Annotated in this window: 19 protein-coding genes; 5 read left to right on the forward strand and 14 right to left on the reverse strand. The window is 34.0% G+C overall.

Annotation, left to right across the window (positions count from 1 at the left end; genetic code table 11):
• The 4 genes from lysS to OEW78_RS03745 all read right to left on the reverse strand — a co-directional run.
• Positions 1-908: lysine--tRNA ligase (lysS, locus tag OEW78_RS03730; RefSeq protein WP_300324270.1), on the reverse strand; the 908-nt coding region annotated here is incomplete at its 3' end.
• An 8-nt stretch (positions 909-916) separates the two neighbouring features.
• Positions 917-2500 (reverse strand): tRNA uridine(34) 5-carboxymethylaminomethyl modification radical SAM/GNAT enzyme Elp3, encoded by a 1584-nt coding sequence (locus OEW78_RS03735; protein WP_300324273.1) that lies wholly within the window; start codon positions 2498-2500, stop codon positions 917-919.
• 92 nt (positions 2501-2592) lie between these two features.
• The gene (locus OEW78_RS03740) at positions 2593-3204 is read right to left on the reverse strand and encodes a DUF6659 family protein (RefSeq protein WP_300324276.1); all 612 of its coding nucleotides are present in this window, start codon (positions 3202-3204) and stop codon (positions 2593-2595) included.
• Positions 3205-3268: 64 nt separating this feature from the next.
• Positions 3269-4513 (reverse strand): cation:proton antiporter, encoded by a 1245-nt coding sequence (locus OEW78_RS03745; RefSeq protein WP_300324279.1) that lies wholly within the window; start codon positions 4511-4513, stop codon positions 3269-3271.
• Between the two features lie 178 nt (positions 4514-4691).
• Between OEW78_RS03745 and OEW78_RS03750 the strand changes: the two genes are divergently transcribed.
• Genes OEW78_RS03750 through OEW78_RS03765 form a run of 4 tightly spaced genes read left to right on the forward strand, consistent with a single transcriptional unit; the run spans position 4692 to position 6214 of the window.
• Entirely contained in the window at positions 4692-4829 is a 138-nt protein-coding gene (locus OEW78_RS03750; protein ID WP_300324282.1) for a hypothetical protein, read from the forward strand.
• A 50-nt stretch (positions 4830-4879) separates the two neighbouring features.
• Positions 4880-5260, forward strand: coding sequence for a hypothetical protein (locus OEW78_RS03755; RefSeq protein WP_300324286.1), 381 nt, complete (start codon positions 4880-4882; stop codon positions 5258-5260).
• Positions 5261-5307: 47 nt separating this feature from the next.
• Complete coding sequence (locus OEW78_RS03760; RefSeq protein ID WP_300324289.1) at positions 5308-5775, forward strand: universal stress protein; 468 nt, start codon at positions 5308-5310, stop codon at positions 5773-5775.
• A 1-nt stretch (position 5776) separates the two neighbouring features.
• The gene (locus OEW78_RS03765) at positions 5777-6214 is read left to right on the forward strand and encodes a universal stress protein (RefSeq protein WP_300324292.1); all 438 of its coding nucleotides are present in this window, start codon (positions 5777-5779) and stop codon (positions 6212-6214) included.
• Between the two features lie 37 nt (positions 6215-6251).
• Here OEW78_RS03765 and purM read toward each other — a convergent pair whose 3' ends face one another.
• From purM to OEW78_RS03790, 5 genes are all read right to left on the reverse strand, one after another.
• Positions 6252-7274 carry a phosphoribosylformylglycinamidine cyclo-ligase gene (purM, locus tag OEW78_RS03770; RefSeq protein ID WP_366523029.1) on the reverse strand — a complete coding sequence of 341 codons (1023 nt, stop codon included), beginning with the start codon at positions 7272-7274 and terminating at the stop codon, positions 6252-6254.
• Between the two features lie 49 nt (positions 7275-7323).
• Positions 7324-8049 carry a PAC2 family protein gene (locus OEW78_RS03775; protein ID WP_300324298.1) on the reverse strand — a complete coding sequence of 242 codons (726 nt, stop codon included), beginning with the start codon at positions 8047-8049 and terminating at the stop codon, positions 7324-7326.
• 94 nt (positions 8050-8143) lie between these two features.
• Positions 8144-9142 carry a hemolysin family protein gene (locus tag OEW78_RS03780; RefSeq protein WP_300324301.1) on the reverse strand — a complete coding sequence of 333 codons (999 nt, stop codon included), beginning with the start codon at positions 9140-9142 and terminating at the stop codon, positions 8144-8146.
• Between the two features lie 100 nt (positions 9143-9242).
• Positions 9243-9740, reverse strand: a complete 498-nt coding sequence (locus OEW78_RS03785) for a universal stress protein (RefSeq protein ID WP_300324304.1) — start codon at positions 9738-9740, stop codon at positions 9243-9245.
• An 84-nt stretch (positions 9741-9824) separates the two neighbouring features.
• The gene (locus OEW78_RS03790) at positions 9825-10181 is read right to left on the reverse strand and encodes a hypothetical protein (protein ID WP_297442965.1); all 357 of its coding nucleotides are present in this window, start codon (positions 10179-10181) and stop codon (positions 9825-9827) included.
• A 179-nt stretch (positions 10182-10360) separates the two neighbouring features.
• Between OEW78_RS03790 and OEW78_RS03795 the strand changes: the two genes are divergently transcribed.
• Positions 10361-11296, forward strand: coding sequence for a calcium/sodium antiporter (locus OEW78_RS03795; RefSeq protein WP_300324308.1), 936 nt, complete (start codon positions 10361-10363; stop codon positions 11294-11296).
• Between the two features lie 20 nt (positions 11297-11316).
• Here OEW78_RS03795 and OEW78_RS03800 read toward each other — a convergent pair whose 3' ends face one another.
• From OEW78_RS03800 to OEW78_RS03820, 5 genes are read right to left on the reverse strand one after another with little or no spacing between them, the layout of a single operon-like run.
• Positions 11317-12675, reverse strand: a complete 1359-nt coding sequence (locus OEW78_RS03800) for a TldD/PmbA family protein (protein ID WP_300324311.1) — start codon at positions 12673-12675, stop codon at positions 11317-11319.
• Position 12676: 1 nt separating this feature from the next.
• Entirely contained in the window at positions 12677-13933 is a 1257-nt protein-coding gene (gene cofH / locus OEW78_RS03805) for a 5-amino-6-(D-ribitylamino)uracil--L-tyrosine 4-hydroxyphenyl transferase CofH (protein ID WP_300324314.1), read from the reverse strand.
• Positions 13930-15099: a 7,8-didemethyl-8-hydroxy-5-deazariboflavin synthase subunit CofG gene (gene cofG, locus OEW78_RS03810; protein WP_300324317.1), complete on the reverse strand. Its 1170-nt coding sequence runs from the start codon at positions 15097-15099 to the stop codon at positions 13930-13932. Before cofG ends, cofH begins: the two co-directional genes overlap by 4 nt.
• A 42-nt stretch (positions 15100-15141) precedes the next feature.
• Complete coding sequence (locus OEW78_RS03815; protein ID WP_300324320.1) at positions 15142-16284, reverse strand: trypsin-like peptidase domain-containing protein; 1143 nt, start codon at positions 16282-16284, stop codon at positions 15142-15144.
• Between the two features lie 38 nt (positions 16285-16322).
• Positions 16323-17531 (reverse strand): glycosyltransferase, encoded by a 1209-nt coding sequence (locus OEW78_RS03820; protein WP_300324323.1) that lies wholly within the window; start codon positions 17529-17531, stop codon positions 16323-16325.
• Between the last annotated feature and the right edge of the window lie 3 nt (positions 17532-17534).

The raw sequence follows: 17534 nt of genomic DNA on the forward strand, positions 1-17534 counted from the left end.
AGTGATTTTGAAATCTTTTTCCCTCCTTTATCTAGAAACATTTCATATTTTACATGATGTGGATGTGGAAATCCTAAAATTTCATCTGCGACCCAGTCATTCACTTTAACTGAATCCATTATGTCTTTTCCATATGCTTCAAATCTAATGTCGAATGCAGTCCATCTTGCAGCAAACTCTACTTTCCAAGCTAATTTTCCAAGGTCTTTTCCAATATCTGCCTCTCCTAGATGGCCACATCCCTTGACTTTTTTTGAACCAATTTCTGTATCATGACATGAGTACTTTACTTTCCTTTCATCTGAGATATACTCTGTAGCTTCTGCTGTGTAAAGACGATTACAATTTGCACAAACTGGAAAATATGGTAAATATTTCTGATATTTCTCCTGTCCTACTAATTCTGAAATTTTATCTCCAATTTTTGTGCTATTTTGTAATATTGTGTGGATTTGATCTTTTAGTAATCCTTGTTTGTATGTGTCCACTGCTCTTCTAAATTCATATTTTATTCCAACCTTGTCTAATCCTTCTAATAGAATACTACTCATGTGCATTCCGTAGGAATCATGACAACCGTAAGGATCTGGGATGAGTGATACTGGTTTTGCAATATGTTCTTCTAACCCCAACTCTTGCATGCCTTCTGGAATTTTCCTTAATCCGTCCAGGTCATCTGAATAAGCAATTAATTCTGATTTGTATCCTAGGTTCTCCAGTGCAAGTTTTACTCCATATGCTCTAACTGCGTCACCTAAGCTTCCAATATGTGGAATTCCAGATGCTCCCAAACCGCTTTCCACTCTTAAAAGATCCATGTTTCTTCCAAGAGTCTTTTCACGTTCTAATAATTCTGAAGCTAATTTGTCAATCCAAGTTCCCTTCCCTATGATGTCTTGCTCTGTCATTTTTCTCACTAGTTCAACGATTTGGACATGTATGGCCCATATAACGAATACCCTAATTTTTGATAATATTCTCTTGTACCTACAGCACTAATTACTAGAATTTTCTTTGCATCGAATTCTTCTTTAGATATTTTCTCAGCTTCTTTCATCAAATTCTTCCCTAATCCTGAATGTTGAATCTCGTCTTCTCCTTTTTCTCCAAGCTTCAATGATTTTCCATAAACATGAATTTCTCTTACAATGCATGTATTTTGATCAATTTCATCTCTATGTGCATCAGCGCTGGGTTTTCGTAATCTCAAAAATCCATAAATCGATTCATTTTTGTCCTCATAAGACAAGAATACTTCTTTTCCTCCTGATGAATCATAATCAATTCGGTTTAGTTTTACTTTGTTGTTTGATTTTTTATTTGATAATCCTGCCTCTCTACATCTGATACATTTACAGGATAATCCTAGTTTGGCAAGATTCTGATGCACAATTTGTCTTAAATTGCCTGATTTGGGACCTGCGATGATCTCTTTAGGTGATATTTCTCTTTGAACTCTCATAACTCTTACCCATTTTGGAATATCTTTTTTAGCTTCAGTTAGAACTTTGATCATGTCTTCATCAGAATATGGGGTGTATCTTCCTTGCTTGTATTCTTCATAGAGCGGTGTATTTTCGATTACAAGTGAAGGGTAAATCTTCAACATGTCTGGACGTAATTGTGGATCTGAAAATAATTTTTTAAAATCTGCAATGTCTCCTTCTGGTGTCATCGTTGGTAATCCTGGCATCATATGTGCGACAATTTTATATCCTGCATCTTTTGAAATTTGAAATGATTCAACCACATCGTTATAATTATGACCTCTGTTAACTATTTCATAAACACGTTCTTGTAATGATTGAACTCCGATCTCTATTCTTGTAATTCCATAACTTAACATTAGATCAACATGTTCTTTTTTACAATAATCTGGCTTTGTTTCAATTGTAAATCCTACGTTTCTTATCGATGCATGTTCATTGTTTGATTTTGCATCTTCCAAATCTTTTGAATCTGTTCCGTTAAGCGCATCATAACATGATTTGATGAATTCTCTTTGGTAATCTTTTGGCATGAAGAGAAATGTTCCTCCTACAATCACTATTTCCATTTTGGATGGATCATGTCCAAATGCAATCAGTTTTTCAATTTTTGATGTGATTTGTAATTTAGGATCAAATTTGTTTTCTATTGCGTTTAGTGATGATGGTTCTTTTCCTGTGTAACTGTTTGGGGAATTAAATTCAATTCCTCCTGGACAATATGTACAACGTCCGTGTGGACACGCATATGGTTTTGGCATTAGTGCAACTACTGATACTCCTGATGCTGTTTTGGCAGGCTTTCTTAACAATACTTTTTTTAATTTATCAAAATCCCCTTCTTTTGCCATTGATAGAATTTCATAATTTCTAGGAATTCTTTCAAGTGAATATTTTGTGCAAATTTTTATAATTTCTTCTTTTACTTGTTTTTTACTAGGTTCTTGAATTGTAAGCAAATTTTTCGTAATTTCGTCACATGCTTTGGATACAACAGGGTCTAGATTATTCATGAATAGTTATACTGTTTTGGACATAAATTCGTTAAATAATTTGGTATAAATGATGATTATCTACGACTAGCTGTTTTTCCTTTTGAGTTTTACTACTTTTTCTTTACAACCTTTTTCTTTGCTACTGTCTTTTTAGCTGGCTTTTTCTTTACAACCTCTTTCTTTGCTACTGTCTTTTTAGCTGGCTTTTTCTTTACAACCTCTTTCTTTGCTACTGTCTTTTTAGCTGGCTTTTTCTTTACTGCTGTCTTTTTATCTGACTCCATATTTTCTTTAAGATTTCTTAATTCCTCAATTTCTTCTTGGATGACCTTAATTTCTTCACGAATGTATTTTTGAGGATCTAATTTTGAATATATGAAATCGACTATTTTCAAATAATCCACTCCTTTATCTGTACGAACTAAAAATAATTCATTTGAGCTTATTGGAACACTGATGATTATTGCTTTTTCAAATTCAGTAATTGCTGATTTTTCCTTACCTATCTTATATGCTAAATTGGTATAGATGTCTCTCTTTTGTATGGCATAATGAATTGACATTTTACTATTGTCTCCAGTTAACAATTGCTCTACATTTTCTTTATGTCCTCCATGAACAATCTCTCCTTTGACATTTACCACTGCTGCAAATTTTATCTCTGGCTGCATATTGAGAACTTGTTTTGTTAGTTCTTCATAGTCTACAGTCAATTTTTTCACCCATTATTTCCATATGCATGTATTTTTATAATAATTTTCGTATATAATTTAAGATGTCTTCTACTCATTCTGGTTTTTGTTCTATTTCTTTTGATGAACTATCTCCCCTTTTCTGTTCTTTCCTGTATTCCATTTTTAACCAAATAGGTGTAATAATTGTGGTTACTGCTACCATGATTACAATTGTGGAATATACTTCTGATGTGAGAATCCCTGCTGTGACTCCTACTCCTGCAACAATTAACCCTACTTCTCCTCTTGAAATCATTCCTATTCCAACTCTCATTCCCTGTGCTTTGTTTTTCAAGAAGAACATTGCAGGTAATCCGCATCCAAATAACTTTGTAACAATTGCAACAACAATTATCACTCCACTTAACATCAAAATATTCAAATCCACTGCTCTTAGGTCTACTTGTGCTCCAATAATTGCAAAGAATAATGGCGCAAAAATCAATCCTATTTTTCCAACATAGTTCTCTACCTTTTCAAATACTTTGGTAGTTGAAAGGGCCATACCTACAGCAAACGCTCCTACAATTGGTGACAGACCTATAGATCCTGCAAGTGCTGCTGCCCCAAAGAACGATGCAGTGGCAATACCTTCAACACTACCTTTTGCTTTCCATAATCTTGGAGTGATTATTTTTGGGATTACGACCACTGCTACCACTAACATTATTGCAAAGAATCCTAATACTTGTAAAATTGTAATTACTATCTCTGAAATGTCGATGTTATCTACACCTCCATCGGATCCTGCAATTGATGATACGACTGATAATACTGCAATTGCTAAAATATCATCTACCACTGCTGCACCTATGATCAATCTAGCTTCTGGTGCTTTGATTTTTCCAAATTCACTTAGAACCTGAATTGATATTGCAATACTGGTAGCTGTAAGTGCTGTTGCAATAAGCATTGATTGTAATGCGTCAAATCCAAACATCTGAAATACTGCAAGCCCTGCAAAGAATGGAACTACTACCCCTAATGTCCCGACTGTAAATGATGCTTTTCCTCCTTTGAGAAATTCTTTTGGTGTCATTTCTAATCCTGCCATAAACAAAATAACAATTGCTCCCATTTCTCCAAGGATTTTGATTTCGTCATTGATGTGAAGTAATTGCCTTCCATCTACTACGAAGAATGCTCCTAGTGCAAACGGTCCTACGATCATTCCTGCTAGCAATTCTCCTAATACAATTGGCAATTTCAATCTCAGGAAAAGTTCTGCCATTAATTTGGCTGCAAAAAGGAGAATGCCTACCCCGATAATGGTTTCAATAAATTGTGCCTCTGCCATCTTTTCCTAATTAATACTAGAAAATCTGTCATATAAGGTGATATTGTGTTGAAAATTATTTTATTGGGGCATTACTAATAATTTTGATTGCAAAAACTGAAAATCCAGTTAATGTAATACGATCTCTGAATATGGAATTAGCCTTATATCTTATTTAGCAGTCTGTTCAATTAGATTTATGATCAATTTGAGTGAATTACGTGTTTGCAAATCTTGCGGAAATGTATTTGCTAAAAAAGCTGGTGTATCTATCATAACAAGCTGTCCTCACTGTGATGGGGGCAATTTTGATACTGTAGTGATCGATGAGGTCTAGAATCTCTATTGAATGACAAATATTTTTAATACTAGACGAGATGCTTTGATATGAAATTCAAATTTTCTGCAAATGACAGGGAATGGCATCAAACACTGCTTAATGCCTTTGAAAACATCCTGAAAATGAAAATCCAACCGGTACTCGTTTATGATCGAAAACATTTTTCAAACTATGTCTATAAAAATAATATCAAACCCAATGAAGTTTGGGCTGAGTGTATCAAAGAGTGTGGCACAATATGGCTAAACCCTCATCTGGCATCAGAACCTAAAGTTGAAACTGTAAATACATTATACCATGAGTGTCTTCACATAAAATATCCTGAAAAATCTGAGCTAGAAATAAGACGACTAGCTGATAAAACAATCCCTATTGCAAAGTCTCTGACTACAAAGAAAACCAAATTTGATATTATTCATAGGCACTAATGACAAACTACTCTTAGGTTTATTTATCATGAAAAAAATTGGTTTCTATGTATAAGACAATTCTTGTTCCTCATGCTGGTACTGGCGGTGGAGACATAGCTCTAGATCATGCTATGTTTATTGCAGAGTCTTCATCCTCTGATATTGTGTTGTTGCATGTGGTTGAAGAAATTCAACATCCTCCATCATTTGCACTATCCTCATCTGAACGAGAAAGATTATTCAAAGACATTAAAACTGCTAATGAAGAAATTAGAAAAGAAATGATTCCTGAAATGGAAAAACGAATACAGATTTGTAAAGAAAATGGGATTAACGCCCGTCTGAAGGTGGTTATTGGTTCCGCATCTGAAGAAATTCTTCAAGCAATAAAAAAAGAGAATGCTGATCTTGTTGTTATGGCAAAGAGAAGAAAACTGAAAGGTCTTAAAAGCTTGTTAACTCTTGGTAGTGTTTCACGAAAAATTGTTGAGAGTACAGCATGTCCTATTTTGTTATTAGATATAGGAAAATAAGATGACTGAAACATTTGATCATATTTTAGTACCATATAATGGATGTGCCGGAAGTCAAAAAGCATTCAAAAAAGCTGTAATGTTATCTAAAGTCATACAATCAAAAATTACTGTTTTAACATGTATGGAGGAACGTTCTACTTTTGGATTATTCAAAACTAAAACTGACAAGCAGGAATTGGAAAAAGAACAGAAAGCTGTGGTGAATGATCATCTTACTCTTGAAAAATATGCAAAAAAACATGATGTGTCTCCTGTGTTTAAAATTATTAAAAATGATATAGCTGCACATGCTATTCTCGAATATGCAGAAAAACATGGGATTGATTTGATAATTATGGGAATGAGAAACAAAATAAAATATGAAAAAATGCATTATCCTAGCACTATCGAAGACGTTTCCAAGAATTTCCGCGGCGCAGTTTTGATTTTGAATTAACCCTGTTTATTTTTTAATGAATGATAGTTTGATTAACTTAGGCAATTTTTGCTGAATTTACAAAAACCCCTTTTTTGGAAATAATTTGTCCTATCTCTTGACTTGTTATCTTGTATTTTTTGAATATTGATTTGATTCTACTTGTTTGATCTTTTGGTGCTACTACACAAAATCCCACTCCCATGTTAAACGTCTTGTACATCTCTTCTGGTTTTACTCCTTGTTCTTCAACGAGTCCCATGATTGGTGGAATTTTTGGCAAAGAGTCTATTTCATAGCCTATGTTTTTGAGGCGTAATAGTTTGGTAAATGCCCCTCCTGTAATATGTGCAAATCCATTGATTTTACATTTTTGATTAATTTCAAGAACTGGTTTGGTATAGATTTCTGTAGGTTTGAGTAACGCGTCTCCTATGATTCCTACTCCTTTAACTTTGTCATTGACAGAATATTTTGAAAGTAGTGCTTTTCTTGCAAGTGAGTATCCGTTTGAATGAATCCCTGAACTATTTACCCCAATAATTACATCTCCTGCTTTGATTTTATTTCCAAGAACCATCTCTTTTTTTTCCAACAGTCCTACCACCATTCCTGCCAAATCAAATGCAAACCCTTTGCCTTCTATTACATCTGGCATGATTGCTGTTTCTCCTCCGACGATTGGCATTGCTGATTTTTTTGCACCTGTTACTAATCCTTCCACAATTTTTTTGAATATCGTTACATCGTTTTTGTTTGCAGCAATATAATCCACAAATGAAATTGGAGTTGCCCCAATACAGATTATGTCATTTACATTCATTGCAACACAATCAATGCCTATTGTGTTGTATTTTTTCATCATATTTGCAATTACTACTTTGGTTCCAACGCCGTCAGTATGTGTTGCTAATAGTTTTCCTCCTGGGATTTCTACGATTCCTGCATAATGACCAAAACCCTGTGTCATCTTTGCTTTTTTCTGGAGTTTGTGAGTTGATGCAATTAATTTGCCAATTGCCTTTTGGCTTTGTTTGATTTTAGAAATATCTACTCCTGCTTTTTTGTAGGTTAAAGCCATAGTTTGTTGCGTATCTGATGTGAATAAAAGAATTTGCCCTGTATTTTGATCACATGTACATTCCAACTGTCTCTTCTCTATGCTCCATGTATTTCTGAGACAATTCGCTGAATTCTGTGTTGATCCTATCTTTTTCTTTTTGTAATTCCGATGTGTCTATTTTCATATGATAAAATCGGTTTAGTGCTTCAATTAGTGTTGCAGCTGCTGCTGGATCTGAGATTGCACTGTTTGCTTTTGCCAGTAATGTTAGTCCTTGAATTTCTCTTACTAGGCACTCATTTAGTATGCCTCCCGGAATTCCTGTGATGAATCCCTGTGGGATCATGCTGATGTTTTTTTCTGCCATTGTTCTTACCAGATCTTCTTCTGCAGCACAGTATGCTTTGTCATCATGTTCTGTGCTTGCAACTCCGTCTAAAATCACGATTTCTTTGGAGCCTTTCTGAGCCGCCCAATCTAAAATTGAAGATACTAATGTGTATAGTCCTTCCATTCTTAATGTTATTTCACAGATTATCGCACAAACTGTTCCTTCTTTGTTTGCATAAAATCGAAATGGGTGTCGTAGTCTGCCTCTCATAAACACAGTTGATGGTGGAAGATATTTTGATCTCATCACTGCAATCTCGGTCATTTCTAATTCTGTGATGATGTGGTTGATTGCAACTGGTCCTACTAATCCTGCTCCTACAAATCCTGCAAAAATTATCGGACTGTTCAATTCTATCTTTTTGATTTCATACACTTCAGCTTCTGGGAATTCTTTTTGCACTGCTTACGTCGATTTATTCTGTCTAATTACTTTGCTGAGGAGATATTTGATGAGTTAATTGTGAAAAAAGAATGATGTTCGTTATTTGATCTCTTCAATTCTTCTTTGCTTCTCCTGTAATATCTCCGACAATCTCCTCTAACAAATCCTCCACTGTGATTATGCCTACTAATTTTTCTTGTTCATCTATGACGATTGCCATATGCATATCTTTTTTCTTTAACTCTATGAGGAGATTACTGATTCTTTCATTAGAGTATACAAAAAATGGTGTTCTGGCAATTTCTTTAATTATTGTTTTTTTACGTTCTCTTTCTGGGATTTTAAAAATATCCAATATATGCAATATTCCTGTAATTTTCTCTGATGTTTTATCAAAAACAGGTACTCTTGAGAATCCTCTGTCTTCGATTTTTGATATTACTTTTGATAGTGCTAGTTTCCCATCTAATGAAAAAACATTGTCTCTTGGAGTCATGACGTCTTGAATTGGCTTGTCATCAAATTCTAGTGCGTTCCATACGAGGTCTCTTTCTTCTTTTTCTATTGCTTTTTCGGCATATCCCATATCTACAATTTCTTTAATTTCTTCTTCAGTAATTGGTTTGGGTCTTGGAGAATATCCTCCAGAAATCTTCAATATTGACATTGTGAGATATTCTAAAGCTTTTACAAATGGATACATTGCATAAGTGAATGCCAATAACACTTTGCTGAATCTAAGTGATGCTTTTTCGGGATTGACATTACAATATGTTTTCGGCAATATCTCTCCAAAAACCAAAATAACAAATGTCATTATTCCGATTATTATTCCCACTCCCTGATTTCCAAGTAATTTTATTGCAACATCTGCTGCAAGTACGGATGATGCAACATTTACTAGAGTATTTCCTAGATTGACACTGGAGGTCATCATGGCTGGATTCATTTTCAATTTGTAAAGAGGTGATGATCCTGGAATTTTTTTTCTGTACATTCTGATTACTCTGGAACGTCTGACTCCTACTATTGCAATCTCAAGACCGCTAAAAAGAGCATAAAATCCTACAAGTATTACTATTGTGACTATCTCTATTTCTACAAATTCCATCTATTCATATTAATTCTCTGAAAAGTTAAATGATTTTTAGAAAATCATTCGTGAAAATATCTCTTTTTGTAGTTTTGCTGGTTTTTTGTTAATTATCTTTTTATTTTATTATCATTACCGGTTTTTTTGATTTGTGGACCACTTTGTATGATACACTTCCTAACAATATTTCTCCTGCATGACCATGTCCATGTGATCCCATTATGATTAATTCTATGCCTGTTTTTTTATCTTCTGCATATTTGACAATTTGATTTCCTGGATTTCCAAATAGGATCTTTTTTGAAAAAGTTGTCTTGTTTTGCTTGCATCGTTTTTCAGCGCTTTCCAAAATCTTTTGTCCTTGCTTGATCGTTTTTGTTTCATATCCTTGAGTAGATATTGATGAGAGTGGGTTTAGAAGATCATCTATTGGAGCAGGTGTGTCATCAGATGGCACCACAAAAATTCCTACAATTCTTGAATTTGTAAATTTTGCTAGATTTATTGCATAGTTTAGAGAATGGATTGAAAATTTTGAACCATCAAGTGGCACTAGGATTTTCTGCAGTCTTTTTTTTGGAAGTTTATAGTCTGCCTTTTTTTCTACTTTCTTCATCATACTGTTGTTTTCATACTTGCTTTTAAATTAAAATTAGTCGAAAACCCTTCTTGAAATTGTCTTCTAGTCTCATGTATTGAATCAACACACATAATCATTTTTTTGCATGAACAAATTCAACATGACTCTCCCTTTGTCTGTGATTGTGTAAATTACGTTTGCTCCTACTGCTTCTTTTTTGATAAAGTTGTAATCTACACACAAGTGTAAATAATTCAAAAATGACTTTTTCATTCTTATCTTTGACTTTGAATACAAGTCAGAAAATGTCATTGGGTTTCCTCTTAGTTGATATAATAATTTCAACAAAGATAGTGTGCTGTAGTCTTTTGTTCTTGCTTTTACTGCATCAAGAATTTGCTCATCTCTATGTATTATAAAATCCTCGAATTGGTCTGCCACTTCTAGTGGCACATATGTTAGTCTTGCTCGCATCATACCGTATGGTACGGTACATTACCTTATTAGTCTTTAACTTGAGCTTTATTGATCTTCTCAGCTGGTTTTTTACACCTCTTTGTGCCTGGATCGGCTATTTTTAGAATAGCTTGAATTGTTTGAATTGTGAAATTATAGCATATCCTCTGGTTTAAACAACCAGAATCCATACACTTTTTGTGGAAATCGCAATAAGTGTAATTCTTACCGTTGTGGGATTAGTGATGCTGTGCTTTGGTGGTAATTGGTTAGTTAATGGCGGTGTTGCAATTGCAAAGAAATTTCGTATCAGCAATTTGGTAATTGGTATGACTATTGTTGCATATGGAACTTCTACTCCCGAACTTGCAGCAAGTGTTGCCGCGGCTGGAGAGCATAGTGCGATTATTCTTGGAAATATTGTAGGTAGTAACATTGCAAACGTTGGGATGGTAATAGGTCTTGCCGCAATTCTTGTTCCTCTTGCTGTAGGGAAATCTATTTTAAAAAAAGAAATTCCTATCATGCTTGGTGTTTCAATACTTTTAATTTTACTTTCAATTGATGGGGAACTTTCTACATATGATGGTGTTTTGCTACTTGCTGGTTTGGGGGTGTTTGGATATTATACCTACAAAGATGCCATGAAGCAAAGAGACGAAAACCAAGAGGAAATAATTCCGAATACCAATAATGTTTATCTAAAGTCTGCGGGATTGATTGGGATTGGTGTTGTTCTTTTGTATGTTGGTGCAATACTAACTGTTGACAATGCTGTAATCTTGGCAAAAGAATTTGGATTATCTGAGACAATAATCGGTTTAACTGTCATTGCAATTGGAACCTCACTTCCGGAATTAATCACATCAGTTATTGCAATCCGAAAGGGGCATGCTGATATTGGTGTTGGAAATATCATTGGAAGTAATATTTACAATATTTTGATGATCATGGGAGTTGGTGCAGCGCTAGGTGGTGTGGTCATAGGTGCTGATGTTTATTTTGATTATACGATTATGATTGTTTTCAGTTTATCTTTGCTAATTGCGATAAAAACTGGATTTATTAGCAGAACCATTGGTATTTGTCTTACAATTGGATATGTTGCATATCTTGCAGTCACATTTTTCAAGTGATTTGTGCCTATATTTTGGGTCTAGATGGGGCTTACTGAGATATCTTCTGCCTTCAATGACGGCGTGATTGATGGTAGAGATGCCCACTGAATCACATTTCTTGAATTCTTTCCAATTGCAGAAATATTTTTCATCATTGTAGGCAGGTTGTGAATTATTCTTACTGATCTTCCTGGGCCTATTATTTCCCCATTTTTGATAATTCTAATTCCACTTCTTGCAGTACATGAAAAGTCTCCTTTGATTGGATTTACTGCATATGTATACCATAATCTTCCCACTAACAATCCCTGCTTTGTTTCTTTTATCATTTCTTCTTGTGACTGATCCCCTGGAATGACTTTAAGATTATGCGGTGCTGTCATTGGAATTGGCTCTGCACTTCTTCCCATTGGTGATCCTACACGTGATGCATTACCTGTTGGCTGTTTTCCTTCTTTGTAACTATCAAAAAGATTTGAATATGTATTTTTGAAAATACCTTTTTCTATCAGATTTCTTTTTTTTGTTATAATTCCTTCATCATCAATTGATTTTGTTCCAATTCCATCTGGGATGTGTGGGTCATCAATCAAACTAAATTGCTCAACTGCAATCTCTTTTTCATGATGCTTTGAAAAACAACTTCTTTTTTCTGAAAATGTTTTGAAATTAAAATTTGCAGCCATCACAAATGCTAATATCTCTCCCACCGAATATGGTTCGAAAATTACAGAGCATGAATCTGGATTAATTTTTTTTGGATTAATAGATTCTATACACATTGTCTTTGCATCGGTTCCTATTTGTTCTGCAGAAAAATTTGATAGTGTTCTTCCATTTGCATATCCAATTCCTGACACTGGTGTTTCTCCATATTCTGATTCTACATTGATCAATCCTGAAATGTATGTTGCTTTATCTTTGAAACTTAACCCGTTTGAATTCATCAATTCAAAATTTTCTGATACTATGTTAAGTGATCCTGTAATCGCACTTATCTTGTCGTTGATGGATGAATTAATCATATTTTGTGCGATATCCCTGCTTTTTGAGCCTGAAATCTGATCTAATTTCTCATCAAATGTACCAATCAACACTTTGTATTCTGTTTTATGTGGTAATCCTCCCCAAAATTCCCGCGTTTTGAGATTTGAAAATGTTTTAAATGCGGTATCTATTGTTTTTTCTATTTCTTCTTTGTTTGTTGTTTGGATTGATGCGATTTTTTTATCTTGAATTAATCTGATTCCGAAACTCTCGTCAAAATTTTGTTTGATTTCTACAATTTCTGAATCTGTAATTCTGACAGTTGTAATTTTTTTCTTGACTTTTACAATCTCACATTCATCAATCCCTATTTTCTTTGAATGCTGAAGTGCCTTTTCTAAGGCTGACAAATTATTGCTTCCTAGGATTTTTATAATTAAATTTATTTATTTTAATCAATTCCACATAAGATCCAAACTGTGTATCTGTGACCGTATCTAGTTTATCTTCCATTTCTTCATTACCTTCAAATTTTTTTATGATGTTGTACTTTGTATCTCTTTCTGCTGGAATTCTTCTCATTTCTTTTACCATTCTTCTAATTTCTTTTGGTCTTAACAATTGACCATATTCTGAACCTGCAGAAGTTGAGATGCTTTCGTTGATCAGAGTTCCTCCAAAGTCGTTTGCTCCCCACATTAGTAACAGCTGAGACATTTTTTGCCCTTCTTTTACCCATGACATCTGAATATTGTTGATAAAATTATTTAACATAATTCTTGCAACAGCATGAGTTAACAATACATCATTACCACTTCCTCCTTGTCTGATACCTTCATGTAATTCGTGTTTGTACATTGGAGCTTCTGTGTGGATGAAATTGAGTGGAACAAATTCAGTAAATCCTCTTGTCTCTTTTTGAATATTCCTTAATTTCGCAATGTGTTTTACTCTATCTTCAAGTGTTTCAACATGGCCAAACATCATGGTCGAAGTTGTATTGATTCCTATTTTGTGAGCACTTTTGATGACTGTTTCCCAGTCTTTTACGCTTATTCTTCCAGGCGAGATCTTGTCTCTTAATTTTTGGTTCAAGATTTCAGCAGATGTTCCAGGCAATGTGTCTACTCCAGCGTCTTTCATTCTTTTTAGAAAATCTTGGATTGAAACATTTGAGCGTGTGGCACCATACAAAATTTCTTCAGGAGAAAACCCGTGAATATGAATATCTGGAATCTCTTTTTTGATATCTTTACAAATATTTTCATACATATCTCCCTTCATATCTGGTGGCAATCCTGCCTGGATACAAACTTCAGTTGCTCCTAATTGATAAGCTTCTTTTGCTCTACGTACAATTTCTTCATTGGGCAAAAAATATCCTTCTTCTTCTCTAAAGTCTCTACTAAATGCACAAAATCCACATTGTTTTATACAGACATTTGTAAAATTGATATTTCTATTAACTACATAGGATACAGTATCTCCTACTCTTCTTCTTCTTAATTCATTTGCAACAAGCCCTACTAAATGGAAGTCTATCCCTTTGGCATTAAACAACACCAATCCTTCATCCGCAGATATTTCCTTTTCTGATAATGCATTGTTTAGAATATCTGAAACTATTGGGTCTGCATTTTTCAAAAGTGAATCTATATTGATTGTCATTTCCAATACTCCTCTTTTACGAATCCATCCTCATTTTCAATTACTGACATCTTATCTCTTAACTCTTTGCTAATTGAAGAAAAGTATTCTGGGTATATTGGGAACCTGCATTTCAAATCAAATCCCGCTTTTTTTGAATTTTCATCGACTTTGTTAATTTCAGGCCATGAAAATTCTGGATTTACAAAATCTGGAGTCAATGGTGATATGCCTCCCCAATCATTAATCCCTACTGATAAGAAACTCTGGTATGATCTGGGGGATAAATTTGGAGGAATCTGTATGTTCATCTGTGGCATGATGATTCTGGACAATGAGACCACTATCTTGAAATATTTTTCATCCGCTGATGGCTCGTTTCTCATTTTAGTATCTTGTTTTGGCTGGAAATTTTGTAAAATTACTTCTTGAATATTCCCATATTTGTCATTGAGTTTTTTTATTGCAAATATCGAATCAATTATCTCATCAATTGTTTCTCCAATACCTACTAGGATGCCTGTAGTCATTGGAATGTCTAGTTTTCCGGAATTTTCTAAAATTTCCAATCTTGCTTTTGGCCTTTTACTTGATGCTAGATGATGTGGCATACCTCTCTCTGTTAATCGTTCACTTACATTTTCAAGCATTACCCCCATTGAGACATTTGTTTTTTTCAATTCTTTCATCTCTTCATAATTTAGGTTGCCTGCATTTGTATGTGGGAACAATCCTGTATCTAATGCAAGTTCTGAAGCATGAATTAGATATTCTACTGTGGTTTTGAATCCGTTTTCTCTTAACCAGTCTCGTGCTTCTTGATATTTTTGTTCAGGTTGTTCTCCTGTAACAAAAAGGGCTTCAACACATCTATATTTTTTTGCAAGCAATAACAATTCTAAAATTTGTTGTTTTGACATCAAAGAAAGTTTTGTTTCTGTTGGCTCTGCTTTGTAGGTGCAATATGAGCAGGTATCTTTACAGAGATTAATAATATTAAAAAATGCTTTTTTAGAAAATGTAACTGTATTTTTTTTATATTTTTTTCTTAAAATTTGAGATGCTGAAAACAAATCATTTGGACTATCTATTGCTTTTTGGTAGATATCACTTACTTCTTGACGTGACACTGGTTTGTTTTCTAAAATATTGTTTAAACTCTCAGAATCAAAGACAAGATCGTGCAACAAAATAATTTCTTGTTAGGCAGTATTTATGCTTGTATCAAATTAATTTCCATTTGGTCTTTCTTGAAGCACAATTGTGATATTTGTTGTTCTTCCGTCTCTTAACACTTCTAGAATCATTTCATCTCCTACTGATTTTGCTCTTTGGAGATGAATCAAAATATCATCAATCTTTCTTACTTCTATTCCATCTACTGTTAAAATTATGTCTCCTCCCATTGGATAGTTTCTTCCATTGACTTCAATGGTTTTCTCTGATCCAATCAATCCTGCATTAGATGCTGGACTGTCTTCAACAACTGTGATAACTAAAAATCCTATGGCGTCTTTTAGATTCAATATCTCTGCCATGTCCGGATCAATATCTCTGCCTGAAATTCCGATCCATGGGTGTTTGTATTCTCCTTTTTCTACTAGTGTTGGAACAATTTTAGCTACTGTTTGTGATGGAATAGCAAATCCTACACCTGTAAATTCTCCTGTGGCTGATTGTATTGCCGTATTGATGCCGACAATTTCTCCACGCATATTAAGCAGAGGTCCTCCGGAATTGCCTGGATTTATTGCAGCATCTGTTTGAATTACATCTGGAATAGAATATCCTGAACCTGATGGTAATAATCTCCCTAATTGACTAACAATTCCTGAAGTCATGGAACCTGATAATCCAAATGGGTTTCCAATTGCAGCAATATTCTCTCCAACTTTAAGATTTGAAGAATCTCCAATCAATAATGGATGCAGTAATGGTAAATCTGCATTAACTTTGATCACTGCAAGATCTGTATATTCATCAGTTCCAATAATTTCTGCATTATATGATCTGCCATCAAGAAATGTAACTACTACTTTGTTTGCATTTTTTACTACGTGAGCATTTGTTATAATGTGTCCTTTTTTATCAAATACAAAACCTGATCCTACTCCCCCTGTTACATCTTCGGATTCTCCTCTTTGAACATTTACTCTGACCACTCCTGGCTCTGATTTTTCAAAAATTTCAATCAATGATAAACTATTTGAAAATAATGGAGTTGCTTCTGCAATTACATTATTTGTGGATTCATCAATTATACTGATTTCAGTATTCAATGATCCTGGTAGATAAATGAATAATACTGCAATAATTGCAATTGCTCCCATAGCTCCTATGACCCCACCTACAAACATTCCTGTTTTGTCCATGAGATTTTTTATTTCTTATTTTCTATCTAAAAGGATTACTATATACTGATTGAACTTTGAGTATGATCTTTCATAGAATAACTCCTTCCTCTCCAAGTAACTGATGATGATTTTTTGGCTTGCAATAATCCGCTCAAAAATCCTAAAACCACAACCAAACTTCCAATGGGTGCAAATAATGCATATCTTAATTTTAATTCCAATCCTGTTTTTACTTCGATAATTGCTCCGATGTAAATCAGAATTGAAGCAATACCTGATGTCATACAAAGCATTTTTGCAGATATCGTTTCAACTGGGAATGCTAGAGATGTTACAAATATTGGAAATGGAACAAATAGCAAAAATGTGACTGCAAAAAATATGCCAATTGCTATCTTACTGCTTTGAAGATACAATGGAACCATTAGTCGCTTCAACGCATTCCATAAAGTATCTTTATCCCGTGCCCAAATAGCTTCAACCAGATGCTCAGCACGTACCATTTTCATTTTATATCCTGCCTCTTTCATTTTTTTCCCTAGTGCTCCATCTTCAATAATTTCTTGTTTTACGCCTTCATGCATACCAATTTCTTGATATGTTGTTTTTTTCAAAATGAAAAAACTACCAAAAAAATATCCTGTTTTCTTTTTTGGATTGTTAACATTTAGTGCTGAAAATCTAGTATGTAGAAATGTCGAAATCATTGGAAGTGTGATATTCGTCCAAAAATCAAATGTAAGCATTTTTGGAATTGCAGATAATGCATCTAAATCAAAAGAATTCAAATGAGATACTGCAAGTGTGATGATATTTTTTGCATGTTTGGTATCTGCATCTGTAAATAACAAAAGTTCTCCTGTAGATTTTTTGTAACCTTCCATACATGCCCAATTTTTCCCCATCCATCCTTCAGGTTTTGGTTTTGCAGAAACTGGAACAATTTTGGGATGCTTGCTTGCATATTTTGAAATTATGTCCCATGTTGAATCTTCTGATGAATCATCAATTGCAATGATTTCATAGTTTTCATAATCTTGTTGAATTAGAGAATCTAAACATTTTCCAATAAACTCTTCTTCATTTCTAGCTGGTAAAATTATCGATACTTTGGGATTTGTTTTTGATTTGTTTTCAAATCTGTCCAAGTAGGGTGTAAATCTAAAAGAATCTGTCATGGTTTTGATAAGAAATATCCATGCTCCACAAATTCCGATTAAAATTGCAACTATGGAATAATTAAAAATATCTAAAATCAAATCCATGAA

Source organism: Candidatus Nitrosopumilus sp., from assembly GCF_029882185.1.
Taxonomy (GTDB): Archaea; Thermoproteota; Nitrososphaeria; order Nitrososphaerales; family Nitrosopumilaceae; genus Nitrosopumilus.

Bases quoted from the DNA above. Each gene is read 5' to 3' on its own strand.
- OEW78_RS03745 (WP_300324279.1), bottom strand. From the start codon at position 4,513: ATGGCAGAGGCACAATTTATTGAAACCATTATCGGGGTAGGCATTCTC.
- OEW78_RS03820 (WP_300324323.1), bottom strand. From the start codon at position 17,531: ATGGATTTGATTTTAGATATTTTTAATTATTCCATAGTTGCAATTTTA.
- OEW78_RS03760 (WP_300324289.1), top strand. From the start codon at position 5,308: ATGTATAAGACAATTCTTGTTCCTCATGCTGGTACTGGCGGTGGAGAC.
- OEW78_RS03765 (WP_300324292.1), top strand. From the start codon at position 5,777: ATGACTGAAACATTTGATCATATTTTAGTACCATATAATGGATGTGCC.
- OEW78_RS03815 (WP_300324320.1), bottom strand. From the start codon at position 16,284: ATGGACAAAACAGGAATGTTTGTAGGTGGGGTCATAGGAGCTATGGGA.
- OEW78_RS03785 (WP_300324304.1), bottom strand. From the start codon at position 9,740: ATGAAGAAAGTAGAAAAAAAGGCAGACTATAAACTTCCAAAAAAAAGA.
- OEW78_RS03755 (WP_300324286.1), top strand. From the start codon at position 4,880: ATGAAATTCAAATTTTCTGCAAATGACAGGGAATGGCATCAAACACTG.
- OEW78_RS03780 (WP_300324301.1), bottom strand. From the start codon at position 9,142: ATGGAATTTGTAGAAATAGAGATAGTCACAATAGTAATACTTGTAGGA.
- OEW78_RS03735 (WP_300324273.1), bottom strand. From the start codon at position 2,500: ATGAATAATCTAGACCCTGTTGTATCCAAAGCATGTGACGAAATTACG.
- purM (WP_366523029.1), bottom strand. From the start codon at position 7,274: ATGGCTTTAACCTACAAAAAAGCAGGAGTAGATATTTCTAAAATCAAA.
- OEW78_RS03750 (WP_300324282.1), top strand. From the start codon at position 4,692: ATGATCAATTTGAGTGAATTACGTGTTTGCAAATCTTGCGGAAATGTA.
- OEW78_RS03790 (WP_297442965.1), bottom strand. From the start codon at position 10,181: ATGATGCGAGCAAGACTAACATATGTGCCACTAGAAGTGGCAGACCAA.
- cofH (WP_300324314.1), bottom strand. From the start codon at position 13,933: ATGACAATCAATATAGATTCACTTTTGAAAAATGCAGACCCAATAGTT.